At 45.3% G+C, this 12654-nt stretch carries 10 protein-coding genes; 5 read left to right on the top strand and 5 right to left on the bottom strand.

Going from position 1 to position 12654, the window contains the following annotated elements:
• Window positions 1–61: 61 nt before the first annotated feature.
• The gene (gnd, locus tag M8332_RS00345) at window positions 62–1492 is read right to left on the bottom strand and encodes an NADP-dependent phosphogluconate dehydrogenase (protein ID WP_252780171.1); all 1431 of its coding nucleotides are present in this window, start codon (window positions 1490–1492) and stop codon (window positions 62–64) included.
• A 108-nt stretch (window positions 1493–1600) separates the two neighbouring features.
• A complete protein-coding gene (zwf, locus tag M8332_RS00350; protein ID WP_252780172.1) occupies window positions 1601–3091 on the bottom strand; it encodes a glucose-6-phosphate dehydrogenase in 1491 nt (496 codons plus the stop codon).
• A 776-nt stretch (window positions 3092–3867) separates the two neighbouring features.
• Here zwf and M8332_RS00355 point away from each other — a divergent pair.
• Window positions 3868–4593, top strand: coding sequence for a LysM peptidoglycan-binding domain-containing protein (locus tag M8332_RS00355; RefSeq protein WP_252780173.1), 726 nt, complete (start codon window positions 3868–3870; stop codon window positions 4591–4593).
• Window positions 4594–4668: 75 nt separating this feature from the next.
• On the top strand, window positions 4669–4857 hold the full coding sequence (locus M8332_RS00360) for a hypothetical protein (RefSeq protein WP_252780175.1): 189 nt from the start codon (window positions 4669–4671) through the stop codon (window positions 4855–4857).
• A gap of 151 nt (window positions 4858–5008) precedes the next feature.
• Here the strand turns inward: M8332_RS00360 and M8332_RS00365 are convergent, their stop codons facing one another.
• Window positions 5009–5848 carry a DegV family protein gene (locus M8332_RS00365; protein WP_252780176.1) on the bottom strand — a complete coding sequence of 280 codons (840 nt, stop codon included), beginning with the start codon at window positions 5846–5848 and terminating at the stop codon, window positions 5009–5011.
• Window positions 5849–6010: 162 nt separating this feature from the next.
• On the opposite strand from M8332_RS00365, the gene M8332_RS00370 reads away from it, so the two are divergent.
• The 3 genes from M8332_RS00370 to M8332_RS00380 all read left to right on the top strand — a co-directional run bounded on the left by M8332_RS00370 (window position 6011) and on the right by M8332_RS00380 (window position 11313).
• Window positions 6011–7192, top strand: coding sequence for an MDR family MFS transporter (locus M8332_RS00370; RefSeq protein ID WP_252780178.1), 1182 nt, complete (start codon window positions 6011–6013; stop codon window positions 7190–7192).
• 529 nt (window positions 7193–7721) lie between these two features.
• Window positions 7722–9785, top strand: coding sequence for a DUF5978 domain-containing protein (locus M8332_RS00375; RefSeq protein WP_252780180.1), 2064 nt, complete (start codon window positions 7722–7724; stop codon window positions 9783–9785).
• A gap of 88 nt (window positions 9786–9873) precedes the next feature.
• Window positions 9874–11313, top strand: a complete 1440-nt coding sequence (locus M8332_RS00380) for a glycoside hydrolase family 32 protein (RefSeq protein ID WP_252780182.1) — start codon at window positions 9874–9876, stop codon at window positions 11311–11313.
• Between the two features lie 38 nt (window positions 11314–11351).
• Here the strand turns inward: M8332_RS00380 and M8332_RS00385 are convergent, their stop codons facing one another.
• On the bottom strand, window positions 11352–11615 hold the full coding sequence (locus tag M8332_RS00385; protein ID WP_252780183.1) for a hypothetical protein: 264 nt from the start codon (window positions 11613–11615) through the stop codon (window positions 11352–11354).
• Window positions 11616–11729: 114 nt separating this feature from the next.
• Window positions 11730–12569 (bottom strand): glycosyltransferase family 8 protein, encoded by an 840-nt coding sequence (locus tag M8332_RS00390; RefSeq protein WP_252780185.1) that lies wholly within the window; start codon window positions 12567–12569, stop codon window positions 11730–11732.
• Window positions 12570–12654: the final 85 nt, after the last annotated feature.

Below are 12654 nucleotides of genomic sequence, written 5' to 3' on the forward strand. Positions count from 1 at the left end.
TATTAAATTATTTACTTATAGGACTAATTGATAAAGAACTTTTTCAGCTTGGCGCTGATGGTTATTGTTCTTTGTACCATGGATAGTGGAAGCTTCCTGGACGGTCAACCCGTTCGTAAGTGTGAGCACCGAAGTAGTCACGTTGAGCTTGTAACAGGTTAGCAGGAAGAATTTCAGCCCGGTAAGAATCAAAGTAGGAAACAGCACCGGCCAATGATGGAACTGGAATTCCGTATTCAGTTGCGAATGCCAGAATTTGACGAGCTGCATCTTGGTACTTGTTGGCGATGTCACCGAAGAATGGATCCATTAACAAGTTGTTCAAGTCAGGGGTCTTTTCAAAGGCTTTCGTAATTTCGTCTAAGAATTGAGCCCGGATGATACAACCTTCACGCCAAATTTGGGCTAATTCGCCGTACTTTAAGTTCCAGTTGTGACTGTTAGAAGCCATCCGCATTTGTTCAAATCCTTGCGCATAACTCATAATCTTACCGAAGTAGAGGGCTTGACGCATGTCTTCAACGATATCACTACCGTTGTAAGCTGGTTTGTTAGCTGGTCCGTGTAATACCTTGGCAGCGGCCATCCGTTCGTCTTTCAACATTGAAACGAAGCGGGCGTAAACTGATTCGGTAATTACGGATTGTGGAGCACCTTCATCTAAGGCATCCTCTGAAGACCACTTACCAGTTCCTTTGTTAGCACCCCGGTCGAGAATCATGTCAACGATTGGCTTGCTCTTGTCAGCGCCTAAGTCGTCTTTACGAGTTAAGATGTCAGCCGTAATTTCGATTAGGTAACTGTTCAATTCACCCTTGTTCCAGTCGGCGAAGATCTTAGCCAGGTCATCAACGGAGTATCCAGCGGCGTTTCTTAGGATGTTAAATGATTCGTCAATTAACTCTTCATCACCGTATTCGATTCCGTTGTGGACCATCTTAACGTAGTGACCAGCACCATCAGGACCAATGTAAGCCACACATGGCTTGCCATCTTTCGCCTTTGCAGCAATTTTTTCCAAGATGGGAGCAACCCGGTCATAAGCTTCTTTTTGACCACCAGGCATCAAGGAAGGACCTTCTAGGGCACCTAGTTCACCACCAGAAACTCCCATTCCGATAAAGTTAATTCCCGATTTAGCTAATTCCTTGTTCCGGGCAATCGTGTCGTGGAAGTTCGTGTTCCCACCATCGATTAACGTGTCACCCTTATCAAGTAATGGGAGAATTTCGTTAATGACGGCGTCGGTTGGAACACCAGCTTTCACCATTAATAAAATCGTCCGGGGAGCTTCAATGGAGTTCACGAAGTCCTTGATGTCGTATGAAGGAATCAAGTTCTTGTCACCGTGATCTGCCATTACTTTTTCTGTTTTCGCAGCAGAACGGTTGTAGATGGCAACCGTGTAACCGCGGCTTTCGATGTTAAGGGCAAGGTTCTTACCCATAACGGCCATTCCAACAACTCCGATGTTTGCTTTCTTGTCAGCCATAATATACCTTCCTTTTTGGATATCAGTTTTGTAAAATCCTACAATCATAGTTTATCATTAGAAATTACATTTGTGAAATGGTTTTCATTATATTTTGAAACCGCTTTATTAGTGAACGTTGTGAGGCCAATACCACTGGTTTCCGTCGCGAGCGAGCAGGTCATCAGCAGCCTGTGGACCCATTGAGCCCGACTCATAGTTGGGAAAGTCACCGGGTTCTTGATCCCAGAGTTTTTGAACGGGATCCACAAACTTCCAAGCAGCAGCAACTTCTGGCCAACTAGCGAAGTACGTTCCGTCGCCAGTTAAAATGTCATGGAAGAGACGTTCATATGGAAGTGGGACTTGAGCGGCCCGGTCGGCACCTTGCAGGTAATTAAGGTCAATGGTTTCCGTGTGGAGGCCCTGTTCCGAATCCTTGGTGTTAACACTCAGCGTTACGCCGATTTTAGGATCGATGTAGAAGGACAACACGTTGCCTTGTAACTCTGCTGGTTGCTTAGTGCCCTTGGCAAAGATGTCCACCAGCGGCTTTTTGAACTCGATGTCAATCCGGCCTTGCTTGTCAGCTAACTTCTTTCCAGAACGAATGTAGAACGGTGTGTCACCCCAGCGGTGGTTGTTGAAAACAATCTTACCAGCTGCGTAAGTATCGTTGTTAGAGTCACTAGGCACCCCTGGTTCTTCACGATAGGGAACGGAGGCTGGACCAGCGCCATACTGACCCCGGACAAAGTTTTGTTTAACGCCTTCGGCATCGTAGATTTCCATGCTTTCTAAGGCCTTCACCTTTTCCCGTCGAATCTCCGTATCCACAAAGGAGTTTGGTTGATCCATCGCTAGATAACTCACAATTTGGAGGGTATGGTTTTGAATCATATCCCGCAGGGCACCCGCCGTGTCATAATAGCCGGCACGATCTTCCACACCAAGCTTTTCGGCGAGGGTTACTTGCACGTCTTTAATGTATTCGTGATTCCAAACGGCTTCTAACATCGGATTCCCAAACCGAAGCACGGGAATGGCTTGGGTCGTTTCCTTCCCGAGGTAGTGGTCAATCCGGTAAATTTGATTTTCGTTAAAGGCACTGGTAAGGGCATCATTTAGTTCTTTGGCGGAAGCATAGTCCCGACCAAATGGTTTTTCAATGACTAAGCGGTTGAAGCCCCCGTTGGTTGAGAGGACTCCTTGGTCATGTAGACTTTGAGCAACGATTCCAAAGAACCGGGGAGCCATTGATACGTAGAAGATCCGGTTTCCTTCAGTAGCGTATTTTGCCTCTAGTTGGTCAGCTAAATCGCTTAATTCGGAATAGTGATCGTTGTTAGTTACGTCATGAGATTTCCAGTAAAAGTGACTAGCAAATGCTTGTGCTTGTTCGGGTTGGTCAGCTTCACTTGAAACTGACTCGATAATCTTAGCCCGAAATTCATCATCGGTTAGTTCTTTTCGGGAGAGACCTATCAAAGCGAAGTGGTCGTTACTTAAACTGCCCTTTTTGTAAAGATTAAAAATGGCAGGGTACAACTTTCGCAATGCTAGGTCACCAGTCCCACCGAACAGCATGAATAATGCTCGAGTTGGTGTTCCAGTTGCCATAACATTCACTCCTTCAAAAATTGGTTAGATACATAACCAAGAATAACCCATATTTACCTAGAATGAAAGGGGTTTGTTTCCCCGCCCACTCTAAATGAAACCGCTATCTTAAAGGCCAAAATTACCGGTGAATGTGTCTCCAAGAGAACAAAGATCGAGGAAGAATAGTAGCAGGCAAGAGTGGTTATAAGATTAGCTAGCTAATATAGAAGAAAGCTTGCGAAAGGATGGCTTATGCAAACACAACACCTGGTCTGGTGGCAGGACGAAGTGATTTATGTAATTTAGCTGCGTGCCTTTGAAGACATTGCTTCATTGAAATGACTGTTATCGGTAACGGGTCCACGACCAGGCTGGCAATCTCTAACTGGGAAACCTAGGATAACGTGTAGGGGGATGAAACCGCGACGGGTTGGTTTAATTACACTGTTGCACCACCGGTAACAACGCAAGCAATTACGAAATTGCCCTACCAGGCGCTGGGTTTATGATAACTGTAATCTAAGATGAACCGAGGTACCGGGCTGTAAACTAGTGGTTTGACTGGATGAGAGCGGGGTTGCAGGAATTTAACGTAGGTTTCGTAATTACAGAATGTGTTATGAATGTTACAGCATTACAAAAGTAGCTGCTTTTTTAAACCGGCTGTAACATCACTGTAACAATGAGCCGTTAGTATAGGTACCGTTAACTGATTCAGTAATCACTTAACGGAACTCAAGAATTCGTAACTTAATGTTGATAATTATTTATTTAATTAAGGAGAGATTTACTCAATGAAATTTAAAGGACTAAAAACTGCTGCTGCCATTACCGCTGTTTCCGCTGGTGTTTTGTTTGCCGGTGCTAACAACGCTGACGCTTCTACGAACGTAACGGTTAAAGCTGGAGACACGCTTTCACAAATCGCCCAAGACTACAACGTAACGGTTCAAAGTTTAAAGGAAGCTAACCAGATCCAAGACATTAACCGGATTTACGTTGGTGAAACGTTTGTAATCGGTGACAATGGTGACGTTCAAGTGGCTGCTCCGCAAGCCCCAGCTGCTCAACCTCACTACGAAGTTAAACAAGCAACTGCTCAACCAGCTGCTCAAACTGAAACTCCAGCTGCGCAACCGGTTCAAGCACAAGCCCCAGCTAAGACTGAAGCCCCAGTTGCGCAACCAGTTCAAGCGCAAACTCCAGCTCAGCCAGCTGCAAAGCCAGCCGTAGCTGCCCAACCAGCACCAACGCAGGCTCCAGTTGCTGCTTCACAAGCAAGTAACAGTGCTGCGGTTGAAAACGATGGTTCCTTAGACTCCATCGCTGCCGTTGAATCTGGTGGTTCATACGCGGCTCGGAATGGTCAATACATTGGTAAATACCAATTGTCTTCAGCATACTTGAACGGTGACTACTCACCAGCTAACCAAGAACGGGTTGCTCGTCAATACGCAATCAGTCGTTACGGTTCAGTTGCAAACGCCGTTGCTTTCCGGAGCACTCACAACTACTGGTAAAAAGTAAATTAAACTAACGAAAAGGACGCTACTTGAGTAGCGTCCTTTTTTGTGGGTTAACTTTAGGAGAAATTCATGATTAAACAAAGTCTATCGATTTTAGCTAAAATTTTTAGCGTTGTAAAACCTTCAAGCACTAATGTTTTTTTAGTTATCTTACTTTCTATTATTATTTGTTTTCAAGGATTTATGCCCAATTTTTATAATACTAAAATTCACTTTTTAGATTTTATGAATTCTAATAGATATGGAGTTAATGTATAGGTTTTTGTGATTTTATTGTCAATAATTATATTTGAAATATTTGATATCATTTTTTACTATCTAAATTTAAAAAGAGCGTTAAAAAAGCTCCCCCACATAGAATTAGATGGTTGGCTAATCTTGTGGGAGAGCTTGTTTTTTATGCGTAAATTTATTTATAAATAATGGCAAAGCCGCCAGGGCCTACGTGCGTCATAATTACTGGGCAGGTGAGGCGTACCAACACGTGAATGTCCGGCCGGGCTTCCTTAATCCGGTTGGCAACTACGTCAACGTCTTCCGTCGAGTCCACGTAAGAGAGACCGACTTCCTTCACCTTCGGATCCTTGATCAGGGTTTCGGTAATTTCGTCCCGAATTTTGTGCATTTTCTTGGCGCCCCGACACTTAGCCATAATGGCTAGCTGGTCATCCTTGAGTTCTAAGACCGGTTTGAGTTGAATGAGGGAAGAAATAAAGCCAACGGCACGACTAGCGCGGCCTCCCTTGACTAGGTAGTCAAAGCTATTTACGAACACGTTGAGGCTGATTTCTGGAATCATGGCCACCACCGCTTTTTCAATTTCATCCGGGGTGCTACCTTGCTGGGCTAAGTTAGCGGCTGCTAAGACTTCAAACGCCATCCCCCGATCGGTGGATTGACTATCGATAACCCGGATGTCGCCATTCACTTGTTGGGCCGCTGACCGGGCCGTTTCCACCGTTCCACTGATAACGTGAGTGAGGTGAATCGAAATAATGCTACCGTTTGGATCAGCTTTGAGAATTTGTTCGTAAGTTTCTACGAACTGCCCTAATGCAGGTTGACTGGTTTTGGGAAATTCCGTTTTATCATCCTTTAGCATGTCGGAAAACTGTTGCCGGGTGATGTCAACGTTATCACGGTAGGTCTTTCCTTCAAAGCTGACCTGTAAGGGAATGACGTGTAAATCATTTGCGGTGATCTCTTCTGGAGTTAGTTGGGCGGTTGAATCTGTAACGATATGAATCATAATGGGGACTTCCTTTCGGATGGTTAATTTTGCTTAAAGTGTGGCTGGGTTGCTAACTAAGTAATCATATTTTACCACGCTTTAAAGCGCGGGCTGTTCCTTTTTAAACCAGCTGGTTTATGCGAAAATAGAAATAATGATCAATGATAGGAGGAACTGCGTATGAGCCGAGCACCTCGTTCTGAAATTCGGTTAACTTCGGTCTTAATTTATTCGTTACTACTTAATTCGGGGGCGTCCTTGATGTGGCCGTTAACGACCGTTTATATGCACGATACTCTGCACGAGTCGCTCACGGTCGCGGGCACGGTGTTATTCATCATGTCCTGCTTCATGGTGTTAGGTAACTATCTGGGAGGACGGTTGTTTGACCGCTGGTCGCCCTACCAAACCGCCATCATTAGTATTTCGATTGCATTAATTGCGGTTATTTGGTTAATTTTTGCGCATGGCTGGCCCATGTTCGCCATCCTCCTGTTTGTTTACGGGTTGGGCGAGGGATCCAGTCTGACCTTGTTAAATGCCTATGCAGCCAAGGTACAAAGCAAAAGTACCCGCCAGGTGTTTAACTCCGTTTATATTGGTGTGAACCTGGGCGTGGTAATCGGCACCACGGCAGTTGGTTACCTCATGAAGTATGGCGTGGCCGTCGTCTTTACGGTCGCCGCGTTCTTCTACATCATCCTGCTACTCATGACGATTCTTGAGTTTAACGTTAAATTTCCTCCGGTGCAAGCCCATTTGCATGCGGCAGGTGACCACGAGGTTGATATGGGAACCACTCCCAGCCCGCAGCCACGCTTAATCTGGTTAATTTGCGGCATGGTCTTTTTTGTCTATTTAAGTTACACATTGTGGGAAAGTGTCATGCCAGTTCACATGGGGGACTTGCACATTTCCTTTGAAAAATATAGTTTAATTTGGCCCATCAACGGGTTGTTAATTGTAATTGGGCAACCAATCGTGAATCGGATTGGGTTACATTTCCGCATGGTTCCCCAAATTGCGTTTGGGGTAACGGTATTTGCGGCAACCTTCTTTATGTTAATCTGGGCGCGTGACTATTACTGGTTTGTGATAATCATGGTCGTCTTAACCCTTGGAGAAATGAACGGACTCCCCGCTATTCCAGCCTGGATTGATAGTTTGGCGGATGCACGGTCAAAGGGTCAGTATCAGGGCATGTTTAACATTTTCATGTCGCTGGGGCGGGCGGTAGGTCCCTTGTTTGGCGGACTAATGGTAGAATGGTTTGACTATTCGATTCTATTTGCGGTTGCTGGGAGCTCGATTTTACTGGCCTTAGGCGCGGTCTTATTCGCTAATCGGCGGACGACGACATAATTACGGGAATAGATGCAGAAACCAGTAACGTATTTTAACTTATTGGAGCCAAGCAACAGTTCTTTGGAAAAATCAATTAAATTTCGACTCGGATCTTTAGTTAGAACCGGAAGGGGATTTGATTGCGCTGTTAAGCTGCACTTGTCTGAGCGAAGCCCACCTGATTCCCACACTGATGGTTCGAGCTTTGACAACCTATTTACAATATAAAAAATAATTAAAAACAACAACTAGCATAAAGTCATCACTTAAAATTATGGAAAAGCTGATTTTAACGATTGACGCACTGCAGTTGTTGCTTTTTTAGTTATTTATCATAACATAAACTAATTTCACACAATTTTAACGCAATTTTTATTTAATTATAAAGATTGTTTAATTAATCCAAGTGTGCTACTTTTAAGTAAAGAACTGAAGGGAGAGCTGGCAATTAATGCAAGATCAACGAATAAAATTGACAATAAAAGGAAGAAAAAAATGGCTACTTAATGCACTGACATTAACCATTTTCAGCTCAGGAATTACCGGAATGGGCTTCATTGTAAATGCTAAAGCTGACTCGGAACCAGTTGCTACTATCGCTAAGAATGAAGCTCCAAATCCACAGTACAATAGTCAGATGGCTGAAAATCAAGTCGCTGGTGAAACGAATTCAATTCAGACAGGGGGAGAAAGTAATAATCAAAATTCTCCCGTTAGTACAGTGACTTCTGCAAACGATGCAGGAGCTTCCGAATCGATTAGTAATACGAGTGCAACTACGACCAGTACCAGTTCTTCAGTTCTAACAACACAACCAACACCGGCCTCATCAATGGTGACAACTCCAGCAACTTCGGATAAAGCATCGATGGCTTCAATGTCAACTCAAGATAATCGGGAGGGCGCTGCAACGGCTGGGTCAACTGATGACCAACAGGTTAACCTCGATGGTTCTTCAGCACAGCAAGTGAGTGCTGCATCGTCATTACAGGGCAGTGTTCAACAGTTAGATAACAATGATCATCTATTTCAAACCTTGGTTACTAATCAAGATGGTGATTATAAGGCAGTAATTAATGATCCCAATTATCCCAATGGAGTCTGGTTGGATCCAGATCCAAATCATTATAATTTTGGTTGGATTGATGTTGTAAATGGTGGGAAAGTTAGTTATCTAAATTTTTCGACGAATCGTGCTGGTGATGGAGTCGTTTTTGTTCATGAAATTGATGCAAATGGGAATTTACTACAAACGTATACGTTAAATCAAAACGGACAAAAAATCACCTCTAGTAACTATGGTGGACTTTACTCTAAATTTGATAATTCTTCTTTTAGTGTTTCTAATTCTAATGGTGGTGTTTCGTTTAAAAGACGCTGGATGTACAATAACTATGATAGTTCTAGTGCTTACAGTGGGGTTTCGTTTTTTGCCCCAATCCAAGTTAATCAAGTTGTAAGTTTCAAAGATCAAAAAACTGGGCAAATTGTTGCCAGTCGAACACAAACGGGGATTTCAGGTCAAACTTATCAAGTTGATGGGGTTCCAAGTGAAATATCTGATGATTATATTGTTAATACACCAGCGAATGCTACCGGCGAGATGTCCTCCTTTGGGGTGGTTGGTAATACTTGGACTAATTATTTTGGCGGTGGCTCGATTAGATTAGTTTTTACGGAAACAGATAATCATGGTGGAATGGATGTACGACTGTATAATAACAATGGACAGCTAGTTAAAACTAAAAGTGGGCAGGATTTTTATCATATTGATGCGAACTATGATGGAAGTAAAGGAACCGAGTACTGGGAACTTCCACAAGGTGGTCGGATTTCATTGGCTAAAATCTATGTTCCCCAGTCGCGGGACGTTGTATTTACAGTTAGTCAAAAAGCCAGTTCAATCCCAGTTGATGCAAGCACCGGTCAAGAACTCCCGCATTCTGGTCAAGACTTTCCTAAATTTAGTAGCAATCCAGGGGATCAAGTGACGATTGATCCGAAGGATTTACCGGATTTGCCTGGCTACACGAAGCCGCGCGCCCCGTTTACGGTCACGATTCCGACAGACGGGAGTCCAGTGAACATTCCATACGTAAAGGATACGCCCACGCAACCCGTAGATGGACAGGGGAATTTAATTCCGACGGATGCGAAGTTCCCGGATGTTAGTGGAAATCCAGGGGATCAAGTGACGATTGACCCGAAAGATTTACCGGATTTGCCTGGCTACACGAAGCCGCGCGCTCCGTTTACGGTCACGATTCCGGTTGCTGGTCAAGCGATTATGGTGCCATACATTAAGTTGAAAGAATTTATTTCAGTAACACCATTTAATGAACAAGGCCAAATTATTGCGCCAGCTTTCAGGATTAAAGAACTAAATCCACCAGAAGTTAAGTTGATGGGTTATCAGTTTGTTGCGTTTAAAAGTGAGAATGGCAAAATAATGGCAATTTACCGGCAAGTTGAACAGCAACCGAACAAAGGCGGATCTGAAGCCAGATTACCGGAGACGGGGCAGCAGGTTAACTTGTTGAACTTAGTAGGAATATTTTTAATGACCATCATGAGCTGGTTGGGCTTTAAAAAATTTAAACAAAACAAATAGACCAAAAGATCCTTTAAATTGGAGAATCCAATTTAGGGGTCTTTTTGTTTAATTTAAAGATAGATTTTTAATTTGATAAGATATAATTATGGCAGAAACTAAGGAGGAAAAAAGCATGGAACCTGATCAGCACCGAATGCCGCAAGTCACCAACTCACGTTTTCAGCAGCACTATCATTTGATTCCACCCCAGGGTTGGATGAACGATCCGAACGGCTTTACTTACTTTCAGGGTTACTATCATCTGTTTTATCAGTATCATCCCTATGGAGTGGAATGGGGACCCATGCACTGGGGGCACGCCCGTAGTCGTGATTTAGTTCACTGGGAAACGTTACCACCAGCACTGGCACCAGATAGTGCCGCCGATGAATCCGGTTGTTTTTCGGGCAGTGCAATTGTGAAAGATAACCGCTTGTTCCTCATTTACACGGGGCATCACGTTCCAGATGCCGACCATCCTGATGACTTTTGGCAGACCCAAAACGTGGCTGTGAGTGACGATGGGCTTCATTTTTATAAGCTGGCTACGAATCCAGTCATTGCGGAGCCACCGGCGGACAACAGCCACCATTTTCGCGATCCGAAAGTGTTTGAACACGATGGAGCTTACTACCTCGTGTTAGGCAGTCAAGTGGCGCAGACCGCCACCGGCCGGGTGTTGCTCTATCGGTCGCAGAACCTCGTGGACTGGCAATTTCAGGGGGTCATCACGGCCGCCGAGTCCCCGACCGCGGGCTTTATGTGGGAATGTCCTGACCTGTTCCGCTTGAACGGGCAGGACGTCTTAATGATGTCACCCCAGGGGATTCCGGCAGGAAAACAAACTAATTTAAACCTCTACCAAACGAGCTATTACATGGGACAATTCGACTTTGCCACGGCTCATTATACGCATGCTCAACTTCGGGAACTGGACCACGGTCATGATTTTTATGCCGCCCAAACCATGCTGGCTCCCGATGGGCGGCGGATCGTGATTGGCTGGCTGGATATGTGGGAAGCGCCCTTTCCAGAACAAGCCGACGGGTGGGCCGGGACAATGACCCTCCCGCGCGAACTAACCAGCCACCATGACCAGTTAATGATGTTTCCGGTGGCTGAGGTGCAACAACTGCGTACGCAACAGCTCCTGGATGAACACTGGCAGGGCACAGAACGATTGTTAGCGGTTCCAGACGCCCGGCACTTAGAACTGCACCTACAAACTGAATTGAATCAGTGGCAAGGGACTCAGATTACTTTGCGGTTGCACGCGGGACAACCGGATTTACAGCTCACGTACTACTCTCACACGCAGCAATTAGTGTTACAACGGGCCGGGGCGGATGCACAACGTTTTGCGCAACTCCGGCCGACAGCGTTGCTTGACGTGCACGTCTGGACCGATACCAGTTCGGTCGAGATCTTTGTAAACCATGGAGAAGCGGTGTTTAGCGAACGATTTTATCCCGAAGTGAATCCGCAGGTGACCCTCACGGCGGATGCACCAGTGAACGTAGACCTAACTGCTTATCAATTAGAATAAAAAAGACCTTGAGGGCTCCCTCAGGGTCTTTAGATTACCTAGTCACCTAGGTGGTGGGCCACCGTTTTGACCGTAACGGCAGTATGTCGATTTCGTTTGTCCGTGATGAAGTAGACAAAGTCACCGATGGCGTACCGCCCGGCGCGATCCGGTCCCGTAACCGTGGCACGGTTAAGCTGTTCGTCGATCGCAATTACATTATTACCAATTACTTTAGCAATAATCTGACCGCCATCGGATTGGATTGCTATCGTGACCATACCAACGCTGACACTGCGGTAGGTGGGTTCGTGATTCCGCATCGTATCAAGCTCCTTTCTGCAGTTTTCAAAGAACAATTGGGCCACGGTTTCGTGGCACCCTCATTATAGCATGAAAAAACCCGGCGCGCGCTGAGCGTGACGTCAGGTTCTTAGTTAGTTAAACTGGGTATTAACGATTTGTTGGTAATTAAGCCAGAGAGCCGTATAAGGCGTACTACTGCCGGACTGCCAAGGTTTGGGTTTCCCGCAAAAATGGATGATGGCGGTCTTGGACATGACCCAAGCCAGGTTTTCGGTGCCCCCGCTGCGGGTTAGATAGAGCAATGATTTACGGGCGTCAAAGTTCCAAAGCGCTTCTGAAAGCTCCTTGGTATCATTACTATAGAGGTAGTTTAGGATGTCTTGATCCGGTAGAATGAGGTAATCATGATACTTCTCAATCGTATGAACGAGCTCGGCAACCTGAACCTTGTGGCGCATCTGATCTAAGTCCATCAGCATGACACCTGAATTGTAGTAGCCACCGTCCGTTCCGAGGCGGAGGTTGTTGACGGAGCGCATGATGTCTGTGAGTCCCTTATGGACAGCGGCAGCGAACATTTTGCCGTTTAAATCAAGGTTCCAGAGCGGACGCAGGTCGTTTGTGACCAGCAGGTCAGGATCTAGGTAGAGCACCCGATGAAGCGTAGCGGGTAACGCGTTGGCACACAGAAGCCGGAAGTACATTTCTTGTGGATAATGATAGGCACTCAAAAAGGACGCGGGGAGTTCTAGGTGTTCGTCCATCTGGATGATGTGAAGCTCCAACTCAAGCTGGTTAGCATAATTGTGAAGGGGTTCGTTCGTGGTAGCATCGGGGTCTGACTGTAAAAACCAGACTCTAACGGGCACCCTCGGATTATTTAAGCGTAGCGAGTATAACATTACCCGCAGGGGAGGAATGTAGCTTTGGTTACAAGTAACCAAAATATCAAGTGGATTAGTGGTAGACATGGATAGACTTCCTTTCGTTCGGCCGTTGCTTGCAAACTTGTTCCCCATTATTATTACCAAATGTTGCTGAGAAGACAACTACGAC

This window comes from Fructilactobacillus ixorae, from assembly GCF_024029915.1.
In the GTDB taxonomy this organism is placed as follows: Bacteria; Bacillota; Bacilli; order Lactobacillales; family Lactobacillaceae; genus Fructilactobacillus; species Fructilactobacillus ixorae.